Raw genomic sequence first — 18,501 nt, forward strand, 5'->3', positions numbered from 1 at the left:
CGACCGGGCCGGTCCTTTTCCTCGTGTACCCGGCGTGGGGCCCACTCCAGAGCGTCCACGGCCGTTCGGATGGCCGTCGCGATTGCGTCTGTGCTGGTGGAGGCCGTGCGAGGCATGTGCCGAGGTGAGACGGGATGGGCTGTGATGACGTGCGCATTTGCGAAAACTGTGTTCTGCGTCACCTTGACGGCGAGGAATCCACCGGTGTCGGCCTTCGCAATCGGACCATCACATTCCGCTGGAGGGATGTTCCACGTGAAACAGCGCTGTGGGGCAGGAGATCCTCAAGTCTCCTGCCCCACAGCGCTGTTGCGAGCGGACGAATAGGAAGGGCCGCACCCGACAGTCGCCGACAGCCGCCGACAGTCGGAATCAGCGGGCCGGCATCAGCGGCGGTCGTCCCTGTCCGCTGCCTCGTCCTCGGCCTGCTTGGCCTGAACCTCGGGGTCCAGAACGGACTGACCGCTGCCGTCGACCGAGGTGAGATGACCGCCGTCAGGGACCTCGGTGGCGGCGGGGGGTTCGACCAGCCAGTCAGGGTTGGCCTGTTTGTCCCACCACTTCCAGGCGGCGAAGGCACCGCCCGCGAGGGCACCCAGCACAGCCAGACCCTTGACGACCCGGCCCGCCCTGGCCCGCCGCTGCTGCCGCCGGACCAGCTTCTGGACCTCCCGGGACGAGACCTGCCCGCGCAGCGCGGCCAGCGCGGCAGCACCACGGGACGCGGCCTCGTCCCGGACGGGCCCGGCCGCGGCCACGGCCCGCTCCACGCGGGGCGCGGTGTACACGGCGGCCTGCCGGGCAGCCTTGCGAGTCCTGATGGCGGCCTCGTGAGCCGCGTGGTCGACCTTCGGGGGCACATGCGAACGGGCCTGTTCCAGACGCGGAACCACATGGGCGCCGTACTGGTGGCGGGCCTGTTCCGCAGCCTGCGACACCCTGGGCGCGAGCCGCACACGCGCCTCGTGCGAGTAGTGCGAAGCCCTGTCCTTGGCCGTGTCGGCGTACGGCGCCACCACTTCCGCGGCGTGCCGCACGTTGCTCTTCGCCGACTCGGCCGCTGCGCGCACGCTGTCTTTGCGGGTCACGGGATCCTCCTCCTCGGTGGCGTACGGTAATTCGACTTTCCACCCTTTTACGGATCATGCCTGTCCAAACGCTTCCGGGCATGTGCGGACGGGCATCCGGGTCACATCCAGATGCGGAAGCGGACTCCGCACGGGAACGATCGGGGCGTGCACCGAAGCCGGTACGGGGTCGATACCGAGGCCGTTACGGGTTCTGTGAGATGTCCATGGGGGTTCGGTGCGGGTTCGGTACGGACGCGGCGCGGGCGAGTGATGGGTCGGGAGTGACGATCACCTGCAATAGCGGATGAATACGGGGCAACGGCCGCTTGTCGACGACAATGCCACGGATCGTCGTGACGCGCTCCCGTCCGGCGCCACTCGATCGGTTTTCAGCGAGTACGACCGGGGAATCAGGACGTACCCCTTCCCGAAACCGCAAGCGCGATCCCCGGATCTTCGCTCGGATGTGGCGGCCGGGCGACGCCCGGCGCCGTCCGTGCGAGGATCAGGGGAGTCACAAAGGGACAACGGAAGGCAGATCGTGGCTGAGCAGCTTTACGCCACCCTGAAGACCAACCAAGGCGACATCGAGGTGCGGCTGCTGCCGAACCACGCGCCCAAGACGGTCCGGAACTTCGTCGAGCTCGCCCAGGGCGAGCGTGAGTGGACCAACCCGGCAACCGGTAAGAAGTCCACGGACAAGCTCTACGACGGCACGGTCTTCCACCGGGTGATCAGTGGATTCATGATCCAGGGCGGAGACCCGCTGGGCAACGGCACCGGCGGTCCCGGCTACCAGTTCGAGGACGAGTTCCACCCGGACCTCGCCTTCGACAAGCCCTACCTGCTGGCCATGGCCAACGCCGGTCCGGGCACCAACGGCTCGCAGTTCTTCCTCACCGTCTCCCCGACGGCCTGGCTGAACCGCAAGCACACCATCTTCGGCGAGGTCGTCGACGCCGCCAGCCAGAAGGTCATCGACGCCATCGCGACCACGCAGACCAACCCCCGCACCGACCGCCCGGTCAACGACGTCGTCATCGAGTCCGTCGTCGTCGAGACCCGGCAGGGCTGAGCCCCAGGTTCGCCAGGGCGGGCCCAAACCGCTCGCAGCACCCTGCAAGGGCCCGCACAGCCCCGAAGGGAACCAATCGCCCCGCTCAACCGTAAGGATGAGCGGGGCGCGGCGTTGCGCGTACGGACCCTTGTACGCCCACCGTCTGCCGACGTACGGAGAATGAGGGGACCCCATGGTGGACCAGGCGCCCGGCAGCCCGAAGGGCCCGCAGGACCCGGGCCCGCAGGACGCCCACAGCCTGCCCGGGTGCTACCGGCACCCGGACCGCGAGACCGGAGTGCGCTGCACCCGCTGTGAGCGCCCCATCTGCCCGGAGTGCATGGTGAGCGCCTCCGTGGGCTTCCAGTGCCCCGAATGCGTCCGCGACGGCTCCGGCACGGGCCACGCCCCGACCGCCTCCCAGCCGCGCACCCTGGCGGGCGGCACCGTCACCGCCGACCCGCGGCTCCTCACCAAGGTCCTCCTCGGCATCAACCTCCTGATCTTCCTGCTCCAGCTCTCCCTCGGCGACCGCTTCACCGACCGCTTCGACCTCATCGGCCTGGCCTACGTGCCGGAGCTCCGCTCGATCGAGGGCGTCGCCGACGGGCAGTGGTACCGCCTGCTGACGGCGATGTTCCTGCACAGCGGGTACGTCCACATCATGTTCAACATGCTCAGCCTGTGGTGGATCGGCGGCCCCCTGGAGGCGGCCCTCGGCCGTGCCCGCTACCTCACGCTCTACCTGGTCTCCGGCCTCGCGGGCAGCGCGCTCACCTACCTGATCGCCGACGCCAACCAGCCCTCGCTCGGCGCCTCCGGCGCCATCTTCGGCCTCTTCGGCGCGACCGCGGTCCTCATGCGCCGGCTCCGGTACGACATGCGGCCGATCATCGCGCTGCTGGTGATCAACCTGGTCTTCACCTTCAACCCGGCGTTCAACATCTCCTGGGAAGCCCACGTCGGCGGCCTCGTCGGCGGTGTCGCGATGGGGTACGCGATGGTCCACGCACCGCGCGAACGCCGCGCCCTGATCCAGTACGGCGTCTGTGCCCTGGTGCTGGTCGCCGCGGTGGTCATGACGCTGGTCAGGACGGCTCAGCTCACCTGAGGGGCCGCTCGACCCGGCCGCGGCATGTTGTCCACAGACGGTGGCGGATCTTGTGCATACGGTGCGGGAACAGCTGTGCCCCCTGTCGCTCACCCGTGTTTCCGCAGGTGAGGCAGGGGGCGAACATGCTTGCGGCTGCCGGTGTGCCTGTCGTACCGGCGTCAACACCCGATGGGTTATCCACAGATCGTCTTTCCTGGATGGTCTTTCTTTTCCCCATGTGGATAACGCCTGTGGATAACTCAGTGGATAGTCCTGGGCAGAACTGCGTTCACCAGGTGGCGACCCATGGGTCACCTGCCGCTGAGCGCTACTTCCACTGGGTGGAGACGCCGAATCCCGCCGCGATGAAGCCGAAACCGACCACGATGTTCCAGTTGCCCAGCGAGTCGATGGGCAGTGAGCCGTCGGTGACGTAGAAGACGACGATCCAGGCGAGGCCGATGAGGAACATGGCCAGCATGACGGGGGCGACCCAGCCGCGGCTGTTCAGCTTGATGTTCGTCGCCTGCTTGGTCGGCGGCGGGGTGTAGTCGGCCTTCTTGCGGATACGTGACTTCGGCACGAGGGTCTCTCCTGTCGATGCGCTGCGTGGCCGCGCAGGGAATGGGGCGGGCTCCGGGGCAGCGTACAAGGGGACACTGAATGCTCCCCCGGGCGTCCGTTAGCGTAGTGCTTCCGCGGCGCCGAAGGAGATAAGGGTACGTTGAGCAATTCCGCCGACACACCCGGATCGGGTCAGGGCACTCCGCCCACGAAGGGTTCCGGCCCGGCCGATCCGCCCGCCACGCGCCGTTTCCCGCCGGTGCGGGTGCTCACTGTCGCCGTGTTCGCCCTCGCCGGGCTGATCTTCTTCACGAGCTTCAACACGGCCAAGGGCACCAACATCCGCACGGACAGCTCTCTGCTGAAGCTGTCCGACCTCATCCACGAGCGCAGCCAGAAGAACCGTCAGCTCGACGAGACGAACGCGGCCCTGCGTGACGACGTCGATGGACTCGCCGAGCGCGACAACGGCAGCACGGAGGCGGAGGACGCCCGGCTGAAGGCGCTGGAGAAGAACGCGGGCACCCAGAAGCTCAAGGGGGAGGCCCTCACGGTCACCCTCAACGACGCCCCGCCGGACGCCACGGCCAAGCTGCCCGGCTATCCGGAGCCGCAGCCCGACTACCTGGTCATCCACCAGCAGGATCTCCAGGCCGTGGTGAACGCGCTGTGGCAGGGCGGCGCCAAGGGCATCAAGGTCATGGACCAGCGGCTGATCTCCACGAGTGCCGTGCGCTGTGTCGGCAACACCCTGATCCTCCAGGGCCGCGTCTACTCGCCCCCGTACAAGATCCAGGCGGTCGGTGACCCGGAGAAGCTGCAGAAGGCCCTCAGCGCCTCCCCCGCGATCCAGAACTACATGGTGTACGTCAACGTCTACGGGCTCGGCTGGAAAGTCACCGAGGACGGGGCGGTGACTCTTCCCGGCTACTCGGGCACAGTGGATCTGCACTACGCGAAGCCTGTGGAGTAGCAGTCGCTGGGGGACTCTGTGCCGGTGCGCGTGATCGTCAGGACCGTCAGCGAGCTGTGCATCACGGTCGGCACCCTGATCGTGCTGTTCGTGGCCTATGTGCTGTTCTGGACGGGTGTGAAGGCCGACAGTGCGATGGACCGTCAGGTCGACCGGCTCCAGGAGCAGTGGGCCAGGGGGGACGTGAAGCCCTCGGCCGCGCCCGGGGGATCGACGGCGCCCGGCAGTTCGGCGGCGCCCGGTAGCTCGGCGGCTCCGGCCACGCCGGGACCGTACAAGGACGCGGAACCCTTCGCCCTGATGTACATCCCCCGCCTTGGTTTCACGTGGAACAAGCCCGTGCTCGAAGGCACCGAGGTGAACACGCTCAAGAAGGGGCTCGGTCACTACGCCGACACGGCACGGCTCGGGCAGAAGGGGAACTTCTCCGTGGCCGGTCACCGGCGTACGTACGGTGATCCCTTCAAGGACTTCCCCAAGCTGCGCGCCGGCGACGCGGTCGTCCTGACCGACGGGACGACCTGGTTCACGTATCGGATCGACAAAGGACCGTACAAAACCCTGCCGACGGACATTGAGGTGATCGACCCTGTCCCACGTAAGTCCGGGTACACCCGCCCGGGTCGTTATCTGACGCTGACGACCTGTGAACCGGAGTGGGGGCACAGCCATCGGCTGATCGTGTGGGCGCATCTTGATTCCACACAGCCTGTGGAGGCTGGGAAACCGGAGGCGTTGCGCCGTTAGTCTGGTGGTGTAGACGGCGTGAGTCTGGTGCCGTGGTGTGACGGAAGGGACGGCATGTACGGCTGGATCTGGCGGCAGCTGCCGGGGAACGCATGGGTGAAGGCGTCGATTTCCATCGTCCTGATCCTCGCCGTGGTCTATGTCCTTTTCCAGTACGTCTTCCCCTGGGCCGAGCCCCTGCTGCCCTTCAACGATGTGACGGTGAACGACCAGTGAGCGCCCGGATCCTCGTCGTCGACAACTACGACAGCTTCGTCTTCAACCTGGTCCAGTACCTGTACCAGCTGGGTGCCGAGTGCGAGGTGCTGCGCAACGACGAGGTGGCGACCTCGCACGCCCAGGACGGCTTCGACGGCGTACTGCTGTCGCCCGGTCCGGGCACGCCCGAGCAGGCGGGTGTCTGCGTCGACATGGTGCGCCACTGCGCGGCGACCGAGGTGCCCGTCTTCGGGGTCTGCCTCGGGATGCAGTCGATGCAGGTGGCGTACGGCGGTGTCGTGGACCGCGCGCCCGAGTTGCTGCACGGCAAGACGTCGTTGGTGGAGCACGAGGGCAGGGGTGTCTTCGCCGGTCTGCCGTCGCCCTTCACGGCCACGCGCTACCACTCGCTGGCGGCCGAGCCGACGACCGTGCCGGCCGAGCTGGAGGTCACCGCGCGGACGCACGACGGCATCATCATGGGGCTCAGGCATCGTGAACTGCTGGTCGAGGGGGTGCAGTTCCATCCCGAGTCGGTGCTGACGGAGCACGGGCACCGGATGCTCGCCAACTGGCTGGTGGAGTGCGGAGATCGGGAGGCAGTGGGCCGGTCGTCCGGGCTGGCGCCGGTCGTGGGCAGGGCCACGGCGTGACGGCGCTGCGCCCCGAGCGCGACAGCTCCTCCTACGGCGGCGAGGCCGCGTATGGGGGAGCCGACGCGTTCGAGGCGGCGGTCCAGGGTCTGTCGGACCCGCTCACGGATCCTCTGCCGGGGGCTCCCGGCCCCCGATCGGCTTCCGAAGCGTCTGAACCGTTTGAGCCGTCTGGACTGTTCGAGCCGTCTGAACGGTTCGAGTCTTCCGAGCCACAGCCCGAGTGGTACGGCGGGGAGTGGTCCGGGCAGCAGTACGCGCAGCCGCAGCCGCAGCCGCAGGCGTCGTACGAGTCCGCGCCCCCCGCGTCGTACGGAACGCACCCGCAGGCGCCCCACGATGACGCGTACACCGCGGAGGGGCTCGAACACCCGGTGGTCGACGAGGAGGCGGCCGGGTACCGGCCGCTGCCGGTCGACGAGGAGACGATGGCGCTGCGCGTGGAGGACGCGCGGCGCGCGGCGGGTGCGGCCGACGAGCCGATATCCCCCGCTGCCGCTGCCGCTGCCGCTGCCGCTGCCGCTGCCTCTTCCGCAACCGCTCCCGCCCCCGGCGGCCGTGCGGCCCGCAGGAAGGCCGCGAAGCGTCATGGGCGGCATGGGGGCGCGGGAGGCGCTCACGCCGCCGAGGGAGGCGCTGGAGCGGCTCAGGACGCCCCGGGAGCCCGCCGAAGGGCCCGGCATGGCGCCCACAGCGCCCAGGACGGCGAGAAGGCCGAAGGGCCGCCCTTAGCGGCACCTCGGTCCCGGGTGGAGGCCCGGCGTGCGGCGCGGGCGAACAAGCCGAGCGCGGGCGTCCTCGCGAGCCGGCTGATCGGTGAGGTGTTCATCACCACGGGCGTGGTGATGCTGCTGTTCGTGACCTACCAGCTGTGGTGGTCGAACATCCGGGCGCACGCGCAGGCGGGCAAGGAGGCGAACAGCCTTCAGCAGGAGTGGGCGAGTGGCAAGCGCGCGCCCGGAGCGTTCGAGCCCGGGCAGGGTTTCGCGATCCTGCACATTCCGAAGCTGGACGTGGTCGTGCCGATCGCCGAGGGCATCAGCAAGTCCAAGGTCCTGGACCGCGGCATGGTCGGGCACTACGACGAGAACAGCATCAAGACGGCGATGCCCGGGGACAAGACGGGCAACTTCGGCGTCGCGGGGCACCGCAACACGCACGGCGAGCCGTTCCGGTACATCAACCGTCTCAAGCCGGGCGATCCGATCGTGGTCGAGACACAGGACAAGTACTACGTCTACGACATGGCCTCGATCCTGCCGGTGACCTCACCTTCGAACGTCAGTGTTCTCGACCCGATCCCCCAGGGGTCCGGTTTCACGAAGGCGGGGCGCTACATCACTCTCACCACCTGCACTCCGGAGTTCACCAGTAAGTACCGGATGATCGTGTGGGGCAAGATGGTTGAGGAACGGCCGCGCAGCAAGGGCAAACCGGACGCGCTCGTCCAGTAGGAGCCCGCGGTACCTGGAACAGACGGGGCAGATTGAAGTGGCAGCGACCACCGGACACGGGGAGCAGCACGAGAAGCAGGACGAGCGGGCCGACGACGTGCCCGCGTCCTCGGCGGCGGCGCCGCGCCGTCGTCGTATGGGCCGGATCGCGATGGCGGTCAGCGTCTTCGGCGAGCTCCTCATCACGGCGGGTTTGGTACTCGGCCTGTTCGTCGTCTACTCGCTGTGGTGGACGAACGTCGTCGCCGATCGCGCCGCGGACAAGCAGGGCGACAAGGTCCGTGACACCTGGGCGCACGCGGAGGACCGGGACACCGGCCCCGGGGCCTTGAACACCAAGAACGGCATCGGCTTCCTGCATGTCCCGTCGATGTCGAAGGGCGAGATCCTGGTCCGTAAGGGCACGTCGACCAAACTGCTGAACGACGGCGTGGCCGGCTACTACACCGACCCCGTCAAGGCGACCCTCCCGACCAGCGGCAAGAACGGCAACTTCTCCATCGCCGCGCACCGTGACGGCCACGGCGCCAAGTTCCACAAGATCGACAAGATCAGGAAGGGCGACCCGATCGTCTTCGAGACGAAGGACGACTGGTACGTCTACAAGGTCTACGCGATCCTCCCGGAGACCTCGAAGTTCAACGTCAAGGTCCTGGCGCCCATCCCGAAGGAGTCGGGCAGGAAGAAGGCGGGCCACTACATCACGCTGACGACCTGCACGCCGGTGTACACGTCCACGTATCGGTACATCGTGTGGGGGGAGTTGGAGCGGGTGGAGAAGGTGGATGCGGATCGGACGTTGCCGAAGGAGTTGCGGTGAGGTGACTGAGCTCCTATCGGGAGCTCAGTCACCTAGCATGGCTGAGGCCTGAAGCCGCAACTTGCCTTTGCGGCTTCAGGCCTCTTTCTGCGCTACGGCCTATCGCAGTGCCCTGAGACGCACTCCGGCGCTCCACTCCTCCAGCTCGCTTCGGCTCACGGTGACGACCCCGCTCAGATCTGCGATCGCCTGGGCTTCTCGGCTGAACTCGCAGGTGGCGACGAACAGTGCGAGGTCGAAGCGGTCGATGGCGCGTGAGGCACCGGCGAACTTCTGCATGTCGGCACTGGGGACGAGCGAGCGGCCGGTTCGGTTCTTGCACTGGACGGCGACGGTGCGTCCGTCGGGTGTGCGTCCGGTGATGTCGATGCCGCGGTCACTGCGGGCCTGTCGTACGACGACATCTGTGCAGTCGTCCCGGCGCAGCAGATCGGCGACGTGGCGTTCGAATGCCTGCCAGGTCATGGCCTTGATGGAGGCCCTGACCTGGTCCGTCGGGGCGTCTCCTTCGAGGGTGCTGACCCGCTGGTGGTGCCAGCACAGTTTCCGCTCGACGTTCTCGATGTCCTCGCGGAGCGAGAGGAGTTCGCGGCGGTGCTCGCCTGATGTCTCGATCAGGGCGTTGAACATGGGGACGACGGTCTTGCCGAGGATGTGGGTGATGCGTTGGTCGATGCGGTCGTCGAGGGAGAGTCCCTCTGTTGGGACAGAACTCTCCGCGGGCCGCCTACGGGCCAGGTACTCCATGTCGAGGAGGTAGGAACGTACTTGGCGAGCGACCTCGCTGTCGCGGAGGAGCATGGCGATGTTGAGCACTGCTCGACGGGAGTAGATGGTGAGACTCCGACGAGCCTGTGGATAACTCTCCAGCGAGAGTGACATGTTGTCACTCTCGAACTTTCGCAGGTCAGCGCCACGTAGCACGATCAGACCGTTGATCTGCAGCTCTTCACGATGGCGCTTCACCAACTGTCGGATGACTTCGGCGGTGACACCGAAGTACGTCGCCACCATCGCCGTCGTGACATGCATGCCGTCCGGCAGCAACGACAGTGCCTTCACTCTGTCAAGCACGTCTGTCCTGTCCAGCACGCTGTCGCGCAGGGTTTTCGACTCCAGTAGAGCCGTTTCGTTGATCACGCTCTGTCCCTCTGCTCGTCCACGGGGCGGAGACGTCATTCCCCACCCCCATCTCTCCAACGAGTCGATGAGTATGAAGATGCGGACGAATTCCGTACTGATGGTCGGATCAGCTTGCTCGCGCGCGCTGGCACGACGGAGCCCCGGTCCCCTCTCAAGAAGGGGACCGGGGCTCCGTCGTGTCTCAGCGGTACGGGCGGTGTGTCATCCCTAGCCGCCGGCGCCTCCGAAGAAGCCGCCGCCCCCGTTGTTGCCTCCGTTGTTGCCGCCCTGGTCCAGGGTCTGGAGGGTCACCGCTGTGCCTTCGGGGACCTGGCTGTTGGCGCCGGGGTTCTGGGTGACGACGAGGGCGTCGTCGTTCTGGGAGCCCTGGATGTTCACCTGCAGACCCAGGTCCTCCAGGGCGTCCTTGGCGTCCTCCAGGCGCTGGCCGGTCACGTTCGGGACCGTGACGACCTCCTGCTCGGCCTTCTTGCCGACCTGGATGGTCACCGTGGAGTTCTTGTCGACCGAGGTGTTGGCCGCGGGGGAGGTGGAGATGACCTTGCCGACGAGGTTGTCGTCCTGGGTGTCGACCTCGGTGCAGGTGCCCGTGAGGTCGTTCTCCTGCATCCTCGCCTTGGCCTCGTCACAGGTCTGGCCGGTGACGTCCGGGACCGTGGACTTCGCCTCTTCCTTGGCGATGATGAGGGTGATCGTGGAGCCCTTCTCGAGCTCCGTGCCGGAGGTCGGGTCCTGCTCCAGGACCTTGCCAGGGTCCTCCGGGGACTCCTTCGCCTTCGTCTCGACCTTGAACTGGTACTTGTCGCCCTCGAGCGTCTGCCGGGCCTCGTCGACGTCGTCGCCGATGACGCTGGGTACCGCCACCTTGGGGGCGCCCGTCGAGACCACCAGGTTGATCGTCTCGCCCTTCTTGACGTCGGTCTTGGGGCTCGGGTCCTGCTCGCAGACGTTGCCCTTCTTCTGGTCCTCGCAGGCCTTCTTGGTGACGTCCACCTTCAGGTCGACGTTGTTCGCCATCCGCTCGGCTTCGTTCTGGGTGGCGCCGATGAAGTTGGGGGTGGCGACGGTGTCGCTGGTGCCGGCGCCGCCGCTGAAGGCCCACTTGCCGATCAGGATCGCGCCGACGAGGACCAGGACACCGGCGACGACCAGCAGGATCGTCGAGGTGTTGTTCTTCTTCGGGCGGCGTCGGCCATGGTGGTCGTCATACCCGAAGCCGCCCTCGTCCGGGATCGGCGGCAGCATGGTGGTCGCGCCCGCCTCCGTGGCGCGCAGCGCTGTCGTCGGCTGGTCGTCCGGGTAGGCGCCGTAGCCGACGGAGCCCATGGCCGCGGTGGCCGCGACGGGCTGGCCGTCGAGACATGCCTCGATGTCGGCGCGCATCTCGTCGGCGGACTGGTAGCGGTAGTCCGGGTCCTTGACCAGTGCCTTCAGCACGATCGCGTCCATCTCGGGCGTGATCTCGGGGTCGAAGACCGAAGGGGGCTGGGCTTCTTCCCGTACGTGCTGGTACGCCACCGCGACCGGGGAGTCGCCCACGAAGGGCGGGCGGACCGTCAGCAGCTCGTAGAGCAGACAGCCGGTCGAGTACAGGTCGGAGCGGGCGTCCACCTGCTCGCCCTTGGCTTGCTCGGGCGACAGGTACTGGGCGGTGCCGATGACCGCCGAGGTCTGCGTCATCGTCATGCCGGAGTCGCCCATGGCGCGGGCGATGCCGAAGTCCATGACCTTGACCTGGCCGGTGCGCGTCAGCATGACGTTGGCCGGCTTGATGTCGCGGTGGACGATGCCGTTGCGGTGGGCGTACTCCAGGCCCTGGAGGATGCCGACGGTCATCTCCATGGCGCGCTCCGGCAGCAGTTTGCGGCCGGAGTGGAGGAGCTCACGCAGCGTGGAGCCGTCGACGTACTCCATGACGATGTACGGGATCGAGACCCCGTCGATGTAGTCCTCGCCCGTGTCGTAGACCGCGACGATCGCGGGGTGGTTGAGCGAGGCGGCCGACTGGGCCTCCCGGCGGAACCGGGCCTGGAAGGTGGGGTCGCGTGCGAGGTCCGCTCGCAGCGTCTTCACCGCCACGGTGCGGCCGAGGCGGGTGTCCATAGCGAGGTAGACCTCTGCCATGCCACCACGACCGAGCACCTGGCCCAGCTCGTACCGGCCGCCGAGGCGACGCGGCTCTTCCATAGCTCCTACCAGCCCTCTCCGTCGGTCCCGACCGCACCCACGTGTGGTCCGGCGGTGTGCTGTCCGGGCATACGGTACCCGGCTCGCTCTGGGTGACCTGGTGGGTCGCGTCACTCGATACAGGACCGGTATCGCAACGTGCGCTGTTGCGAAGGCGACGTGACGAGGGTCACTTCTTACTGTCGATGACTGCCTTCATCACGTCCCTTGCGATGGGGCCGGCGAGACCGCCACCCGAGATGTCGTCACGGTTGGCGCTGCCGTCCTCGACGACGACGGCCACGGCGACGGGCGAGCCGCCGTCGCTGGTCTTGGCGTAGGAGATGAACCACGCGTACGGCTTCTCACTGTTGTTGAGGCCGTGCTGGGCGGTACCGGTCTTGCCGCCGACGGTGACGCCGGAGATCTTCGCCTTGCCGCCGGTGCCCTGCGGGTCGTTGACGACGGTCTCCATCATTTCCTGGAGCTTCTGGGCGGTCTCACCGGAGACGGCCTGCGAGAGCTCCTCGGGCTCGTGCGTCTCGATGACGTCGAGGTTCGAGGCCCGCAGCTGGTCGACCATGTACGGCTTCATCAGCTTGCCGTCGTTGGCGACCGCGGAGGCGACCATGGCCATCTGCAGCGGGGTGGCGCGGTTGGAGGCCTGGCCGATGCCGTCCATGGCGTTCTGCGGCCGGTTGTCCTCGGGGTAGATGCTCTCGGCGGCGCGGACGGGGGTGTCGAGCTCGGCGTTGTTGAAGCCGAACTTCTCGGCCTGCTTGATCATCCCCTCGTTGCCGACGCTGTCGCTGAGCTTGGCGAACACCGTGTTGCAGGACACCATCAGCGCGTAGCGCAGGTTGGCGTTCTCGCAGTCGCCGTGCTCGTTGGTCAGCGGGGTCGTGGACTGGGGCAGCTGGTACGGGTCCGGGCTGTCGGTGCGCTCGTCGATGCCGTCGACCTTGCCGTTCTCCAGCGCGGCGGCGGCGGTGACCACCTTGAAGGTCGAGCCGGGCGGGTACGTCTCGCGCAGCGCCCGGTTCAGCATCGGCTTGTCCTTGTTCTTGTCCAGCTTCGTGAAGGTCTCGCCGTCCTTCGAGCTGATGCCGGCGAACGAGCTGGGGTCGTACGAGGGGGTGGAGGCCAGCGCGAGGATCGCGCCCGTGGACGGGTCGATCGCGGCGACGGCGCCCTTCTTGTCGCCGAGCCCGTCGAAGGCCGCCTTCTGTGCGGCGGCGTTGAGGGTGGTGACGACGCTGCCGCCCTCCTTCTTCTTGCCCGTCATCATGTCGAGGGTGTTGCGGAAGAAGAGCCGGTCGTCGTTGCCGGTGAGGATGCCGTCCTCGAGGTTCTCCAGCTGGGTGGCGCCGACGGCCTGGGAGGCGTACCCGGTGACGGGCGCCCACATCTCGCCGTTCTTCCAGGTCCGCTTGTACTTGAAGTCGGTGCCCTCGGTGGCTACGGACCCGGTGATGGCCTTGCCGTCGACGATGATGTTGCCGCGCGGGGTGGCGTACCGCTCGATGGAGACGCGGCGGTTCTCCTCGCGTGTCTGCAGGGAGTCCGCCTGGACGTACTGGATCCAGTTGTCGCGGATGAGCAGGGCGAGGACGAGGAGCCCGCAGAAGATCGCGATTCGGCGCAGGGGCTTGTTCACGGTCGGACCACCTGGGTCATCTCGGCGTCAGGGTTGGCGGCGGGAGTGGGCGCCGGGCGGCGGGCCGTGTCGCTGATGCGGATCAGGATGCCGATCAGCGCCCAGTTCGCGATCACGGAGGAACCACCGGCGGCGAGCCACGGCATGGTCATACCGGTCAGGGGGATCAGGCCCATGACGCCGCCCGCGACGACGAAGACCTGTAGGGCGAAGGCGCCGGACAGGCCGATCGCGAACAGTTTGCCGAAGGGATCGCGGGCGGCCAGCGCGGTGCGCACACCCCGCTCGATGATCAGGCCGTACAGCAGGAGGAAGGCCATGACGCCGGCCAGGCCCATTTCCTCGCCGACGGTGGAGAAGATGAAGTCGGAGTTGGCGGCGAAGCCGATCAGGTCGGAGTTGCCCTGGCCGAGCCCGGTGCCCATGACGCCGCCGGATCCGAAGGCCATGATCGACTGGCCGATCTGGAAGCAGGCGTCGGAGTCCTGGTAGCAGCTCCAGGGGTCGAGCCAGGCGTTGACACGGGCCTGGACGTGGCCGGCGAACGAGGCCACGCCGACGGCGCCGGCGGCGGACATCAGCAGACCGATCACGATCCAGCTGGTGCGCTCGGTGGCGACGTACAGCATGATCACGAACATGCCGAAGAACAGCAGCGACGTTCCGAGGTCGTTCTCGAAGACCAGGATGAGCAGGCTGACGGCCCAGATCGTGATGATCGGGCCGAGGTCACGGCCGCGCGGCAGGTACAGGCCCATGAAGCGGCGGCTGGCCAGCGCCAGCGCGTCCCGCTTCACCATGAGGTAGCCGGAGAAGAAGATCCCAATGATGATCTTCGCGAACTCTCCGGGCTGGATGGTGCCCGCGCCGGGGATCCTGATCCAGATCTTGGCGCCGAAGGTGTCGGCTCCGAGGCCGGGTACCAGTGGCAGGAGCAGCAGCACGATGGCGGCGGCCATCGAGATGTAGGTGTAGCGCTGCAGGACGCGGTGGTCCTTGAGGAAGACGAGGACCGCGACGAACAGTGCCAGACCCGCGGCCGCGAACATCAGCTGCTTCGGGGCCGACGGTGTGAAGACCCCGTAGGCGCTCTTGGCCAGCTGTTGGAGTCTCTCCGACTGGTCGAGGCGCCAGATGATCACCAGGCCGAGCCCGTTGAGCAGCGTGGCCAGTGGCAGCAGCAGTGGGTCTGCGTAGGCGGCGAACTTTCTGACGACCAGGTGGCCCACGCCCGCGAGCAGACCGAGCCCGAGCCCGTAGCCGAGCAGGCCGGTGGGGACCTCGTCGTTGATGGCGAGGCCCACGTTGGCGTAGGCGAACACGGGGATCACGACGGCGAACACCAGCAGCGCGAGCTCGGTGTTGCGCCGGCTCGGTGCGCCGATGGCGCCGATCGTGGACGTGTGGTGCGTCGATGGGTTGGTAGTACTGCTCATCGTGTGACGAGGCCCCTCACGGCTTGCCTACTGCTTCCCGCACAGCGAGACCAGCTTCTGCTCCTCCTCGGAGAGGCTGGGGCCGGGTGTGGGTGTCGGTGTGGGTGATGGCGTCGCTGACCCCGATGGCTTCGACGTCGGTGACGGTGATGCCTTTGACGTGAGGGAGGACCGAGTGGTTCCCGTGACCCCTCCGGCCTCGCCCTCGCCCGTCTTTGAGTTATTACGGCTCTCGGCCTCGCGGCGCTCAGCGTCCTTCTTGCACGCGGACGCCTGGGTGGAAAGCTCGTCGATCTTGGCCTGGGCGTCCTTCAGTCCGCCTTCGGCGATGGTGGCCTTGACCTGGTTCTGCTGGTACGGCGGCAGGTACTTGAGTTCGATCTCGGGGTGGTCCTTCTCGACCTTCGAGAGCGAGACCCAGGCGAGGTCCTGGCTGATGCCGCGGTAGAGCGCGACGTGGGTCTCGTTGGCGCCGACGTAGTACTGCGTCTGCGTCCACCGGTAGCCGCCGTAGCTGCCGCCGCCGATCACGGCGACGGCGAGCAGGGAGTAGAACGATCTCTTCAGCCACTTGCGCTTCTTGCGCGGCTTGACGAAGTCGTCGTCGGAGTACGAGCCGAAGCTGTCCGACGGGACGTAGCCGGTGGTGTCGCCGGAGCCGGGCGGGCCGAACTCGCCGCCCCCGCCCTGTCCGGGCACCTGGCGGCCGAGGCTGGCCGCGCGGCCGGCCGGGGTCTGCATGGCGCCGTTGTCGTGCAGCTGGTGCTGGTTCTCGGCGACCGCGCCCACCACGACGGGGGTGTCGGAGAGCTGGCCGGCGAGGGTGTCGCCGGAGTCGATGTCGAGGACGTCGGCCACGATGACCGTGATGTTGTCCGGGCCGCCGCCGCGCAGGGCGAGCTGGATCAGCTCCTGCACGGTCTCCTGGGGGCCCTGGTAGCTGGCGAGGGTGTCCTCCATCGTCTGGTGGGACACGACGCCGCTCAGGCCGTCGGAGCAGATCAGGTAGCGGTCGCCGGCGCGGACCTCACGGATGGAGAGGTCGGGCTCGACGTGGTCGCCGCTGCCCAGCGCGCGCATCAGCAGGGAGCGCTGCGGGTGGGTGGTGGCTTCCTCTTCCGTGATGCGTCCCTCGTCGACGAGGCGCTGCACCCAGGTGTGGTCCTGCGTGATCTGGGTGAGGACGCCGTCCCGCAGGAGGTACGCGCGGGAGTCGCCGACGTGGACGAGGCCGAGGCGCTGTCCGGTCCACAGCAGGGCGGTCAGGGTGGTGCCCATGCCCTCGAGCTGGGGGTCCTCCTCGACCATCATGCGCAGCTGGTCGTTGGCGCGCTGTACGGCGGTGCCGAGCGAGGTGAGGATGTCGGAGCCGGGCACGTCGTCGTCGAGGGCGACGATGGTGGAGATCACCTCGGAGGAGGCCACCTCGCCGGCGGCCTGGCCGCCCATGCCGTCGGCGATCGCGAGCAGGCGTGGTCCCGCGTAACCCGAGTCCTCGTTGCCCTCGCGGATCATGCCTTTGTGCGATCCGGCGGCGAAGCGCAGTGACAGACTCATGCGCACCTCGCCTGTCGGCTCCGGGTACATCCGCACGGTGCCCACCCTCCGGTCGGGAGCGCGCCGGGGTCCGGAGTGTGGACCACCGTTGCGTGCTCGCTCCGCTCGCTCATTGTCGTACTACTTCCGCAGCTCGATGACGGTTTTGCCGATGCGGATCGGCGCGCCCAGCGGAATCGGCGTGGGAGTCGTCAGTCGGTTCCGGTCGAGGTACGTGCCGTTGGTGGATCCGAGGTCCTCGACGATCCACTGGCCGTCACGGTCCGGGTAGATCCTGGCATGCCTGCTGGAGGCGTAGTCGTCGTCCAGCACGATGGTGCTGTCGTGGGCGCGGCCCAGTGTGATGGTCTGCCCCTGCAGCGTGACCGTCGTGCCCGTGAGGGTGCCCTCGGAGACGACGAGCTTGCTGGGGGCGCCACGGCGCTGGCGGCCGCCGCCGCCACCGCCGGACTGCTGGCCGCGCTGCTGCGGAGGTGCCTGGCGCGCGGCCTGCTGCGGCCGCGCACTCTCACGCCTGGACCCGCGCTGGGTGACGCGCGTACCGAACAGGTCGCTGCGGATGACCTGCACGGCCACGATCACGAACAGCCACAGTACGGCCAGGAAACCCAGCCGCATGACCGTGAGGGTCAGCTCTGACATTGCCCCCGCTTCACCCTTCGGCTTGCCGGTAAATGATGGTGGTGCTGCCCACGACGATCCGCGAGCCGTCGCGGAGCGTAGCGCGGGTGGTGTGCTGCCCGTCCACCACGATGCCGTTGGTGGACCCGAGATCCTGGATCGTCGAGGGCGTTCCGGTCCGGATCTCACAGTGCCGGCGTGATACGCCGGGGTCGTCGATCCGCACGTCGGCTTCGGTGCTGCGGCCCAGCACCAGCGTCGAGCGGGAGATCTGATGGCGGTTGCCGTTGATCTCGACCCAGTGGCGCGTGCGCCCGCCCGCCGCGGGGGCGGGCCCGCCGGAGGGCCGCTGGCCGTAGGGCGCGGCGCCGGGGCGTGAGCCGGGCGGCGGCGCGGACGGCATGGGCGGGGCGCCCGCGGGCGCGGCGGCCGGCGGGTAGCCGTAGCCGCCTCCGCCGCCTCCGCCGCCTGCTCCGGGGCGGCCGCCGGACGGGGCGGACGCGGGAGCCTGCTGGCTGCTGGAGGAGGCGAGCGTACGGCTGCGTACCCGGTACAGGCCGGTGTCGAGGTCGTCCGCCTTCTCCAGGTGGACCTTGATGGTGCCCATGAAGGTGTAGCGCTGCTGCTTGGCGTAGTCGCGCACCATGCTGGCGAGCTCGTCGCCGAGCTGGCCGGAGTAGGGGCTGAGACGCTCGTAGTCCGGTGTGCTCAGCTCCACGATGAAGTCGTTGGGGACGACGGTCCTGTCGCGGTTCCAGATCGTCGCGTTGTTGTCGCACTCCCGCTGGAGTGCGCCGGCGATCTCGACCGGCTGGACCTCGGACTTGAACACCTTGGCGAAGGTGCCGTTGACCAGACCTTCGAGGCGTTGCTCGAACTTCTTCAGGACTCCCATGGGGCACCTCCTCCTTCGTTGCCGTCCTGCATCCTGCGTCCGTACTGCTTACTGATCGTATCCACGCGCCGGGAAATCGGCTGGTTCCCCCTGTCGGCCCGGTCGACGGGTGTCGACGCCCACTGAAGTCCCCTGCCGGATTCCCTGTGGAGCACCCCTTCGAACTCTTCCTGCCGTACTGCTGCCGAACTCCTTGCCGAACTTCCTGCCGACGTTTCTGCCAAGGATCGTAGAGGGGGTGCGAGACCAGTGTCCCGCACCTGGCTGCGGACCCTGTCCGCCTCGTGGGGAGATGGCCGGGACCGGTACGAGGTTGATACGTGAACCGGGACACGTTGATACATGCGAAGACGTGTGGCGCTGCACACGGGCGGGCGGTCGGCGCGGAGGGTGGTGC

General features: G+C 67.8%; 17 protein-coding genes. 8 read left to right on the forward strand and 9 right to left on the reverse strand.

Annotation, left to right across the window (positions count from 1 at the left end; genetic code table 11):
* Positions 1 to 386: 386 nt before the first annotated feature.
* On the reverse strand, positions 387 to 1,088 hold the full coding sequence (locus tag FNH08_RS21915) for a DUF5324 family protein (RefSeq protein ID WP_322725070.1): 702 nt from the start codon (positions 1,086 to 1,088) through the stop codon (positions 387 to 389).
* 523 nt (positions 1,089 to 1,611) lie between these two features.
* Between FNH08_RS21915 and FNH08_RS21920 the strand changes: the two genes are divergently transcribed.
* Together FNH08_RS21920 and FNH08_RS21925 are read left to right on the forward strand one after the other, a co-directional pair.
* The gene (locus tag FNH08_RS21920) at positions 1,612 to 2,145 is read left to right on the forward strand and encodes a peptidylprolyl isomerase (RefSeq protein WP_322725071.1); all 534 of its coding nucleotides are present in this window, start codon (positions 1,612 to 1,614) and stop codon (positions 2,143 to 2,145) included.
* A gap of 178 nt (positions 2,146 to 2,323) precedes the next feature.
* Positions 2,324 to 3,238: a rhomboid family intramembrane serine protease gene (locus FNH08_RS21925; protein ID WP_407704428.1), complete on the forward strand. Its 915-nt coding sequence runs from the start codon at positions 2,324 to 2,326 to the stop codon at positions 3,236 to 3,238.
* Between the two features lie 310 nt (positions 3,239 to 3,548).
* Here the strand turns inward: FNH08_RS21925 and crgA are convergent, their stop codons facing one another.
* Positions 3,549 to 3,803 carry a cell division protein CrgA gene (gene crgA, locus FNH08_RS21930; protein ID WP_131561849.1) on the reverse strand — a complete coding sequence of 85 codons (255 nt, stop codon included), beginning with the start codon at positions 3,801 to 3,803 and terminating at the stop codon, positions 3,549 to 3,551.
* Positions 3,804 to 3,944: 141 nt separating this feature from the next.
* Between crgA and FNH08_RS21935 the strand changes: the two genes are divergently transcribed.
* The 6 genes from FNH08_RS21935 to FNH08_RS21960 are packed head-to-tail and all read left to right on the forward strand — an operon-like array spanning position 3,945 to position 8,629.
* Entirely contained in the window at positions 3,945 to 4,757 is an 813-nt protein-coding gene (locus FNH08_RS21935; RefSeq protein WP_152773198.1) for a DUF881 domain-containing protein, read from the forward strand.
* A 24-nt stretch (positions 4,758 to 4,781) separates the two neighbouring features.
* Positions 4,782 to 5,504: a class E sortase gene (locus FNH08_RS21940; protein WP_322725072.1), complete on the forward strand. Its 723-nt coding sequence runs from the start codon at positions 4,782 to 4,784 to the stop codon at positions 5,502 to 5,504.
* Between the two features lie 18 nt (positions 5,505 to 5,522).
* On the forward strand, positions 5,523 to 5,720 hold the full coding sequence (locus FNH08_RS21945; protein ID WP_194238562.1) for a hypothetical protein: 198 nt from the start codon (positions 5,523 to 5,525) through the stop codon (positions 5,718 to 5,720).
* Positions 5,717 to 6,355, forward strand: coding sequence for an aminodeoxychorismate/anthranilate synthase component II (locus FNH08_RS21950; protein ID WP_322725073.1), 639 nt, complete (start codon positions 5,717 to 5,719; stop codon positions 6,353 to 6,355). Before FNH08_RS21945 ends, FNH08_RS21950 begins: the two co-directional genes overlap by 4 nt.
* Positions 6,352 to 7,809, forward strand: coding sequence for a class E sortase (locus FNH08_RS21955; RefSeq protein ID WP_322725074.1), 1,458 nt, complete (start codon positions 6,352 to 6,354; stop codon positions 7,807 to 7,809). Before FNH08_RS21950 ends, FNH08_RS21955 begins: the two co-directional genes overlap by 4 nt.
* A gap of 31 nt (positions 7,810 to 7,840) precedes the next feature.
* Complete coding sequence (locus FNH08_RS21960; protein WP_407704429.1) at positions 7,841 to 8,629, forward strand: class E sortase; 789 nt, start codon at positions 7,841 to 7,843, stop codon at positions 8,627 to 8,629.
* A gap of 99 nt (positions 8,630 to 8,728) precedes the next feature.
* Here FNH08_RS21960 and FNH08_RS21965 read toward each other — a convergent pair whose 3' ends face one another.
* The 7 genes from FNH08_RS21965 to FNH08_RS22000 all read right to left on the reverse strand — a co-directional run bounded on the left by FNH08_RS21965 (position 8,729) and on the right by FNH08_RS22000 (position 18,104).
* Positions 8,729 to 9,703 (reverse strand): restriction endonuclease, encoded by a 975-nt coding sequence (locus FNH08_RS21965; protein WP_322725076.1) that lies wholly within the window; start codon positions 9,701 to 9,703, stop codon positions 8,729 to 8,731.
* A gap of 276 nt (positions 9,704 to 9,979) precedes the next feature.
* The gene (gene pknB / locus FNH08_RS21970; protein WP_152773202.1) at positions 9,980 to 11,959 is read right to left on the reverse strand and encodes a Stk1 family PASTA domain-containing Ser/Thr kinase; all 1,980 of its coding nucleotides are present in this window, start codon (positions 11,957 to 11,959) and stop codon (positions 9,980 to 9,982) included.
* 169 nt (positions 11,960 to 12,128) lie between these two features.
* A complete protein-coding gene (locus FNH08_RS21980; protein WP_322725077.1) occupies positions 12,129 to 13,595 on the reverse strand; it encodes a peptidoglycan D,D-transpeptidase FtsI family protein in 1,467 nt (488 codons plus the stop codon).
* Positions 13,592 to 15,031 (reverse strand): FtsW/RodA/SpoVE family cell cycle protein, encoded by a 1,440-nt coding sequence (locus FNH08_RS21985; RefSeq protein WP_152773203.1) that lies wholly within the window; start codon positions 15,029 to 15,031, stop codon positions 13,592 to 13,594. The genes FNH08_RS21980 and FNH08_RS21985 overlap by 4 nt, the downstream gene beginning before the upstream one ends.
* A 27-nt stretch (positions 15,032 to 15,058) precedes the next feature.
* Complete coding sequence (locus tag FNH08_RS21990; protein ID WP_228034272.1) at positions 15,059 to 16,588, reverse strand: Stp1/IreP family PP2C-type Ser/Thr phosphatase; 1,530 nt, start codon at positions 16,586 to 16,588, stop codon at positions 15,059 to 15,061.
* Positions 16,589 to 16,708: 120 nt separating this feature from the next.
* Positions 16,709 to 17,230: an FHA domain-containing protein FhaB/FipA gene (locus FNH08_RS21995; protein WP_152773204.1), complete on the reverse strand. Its 522-nt coding sequence runs from the start codon at positions 17,228 to 17,230 to the stop codon at positions 16,709 to 16,711.
* Between the two features lie 10 nt (positions 17,231 to 17,240).
* A complete protein-coding gene (locus FNH08_RS22000; protein WP_152773205.1) occupies positions 17,241 to 18,104 on the reverse strand; it encodes an FhaA domain-containing protein in 864 nt (287 codons plus the stop codon).
* Positions 18,105 to 18,501: the final 397 nt, after the last annotated feature.

The sequence above is a fragment of the Streptomyces spongiae genome, from assembly GCF_009377185.1.
Classification (GTDB): Bacteria; Actinomycetota; Actinomycetes; order Streptomycetales; family Streptomycetaceae; genus Streptomyces; species Streptomyces spongiae.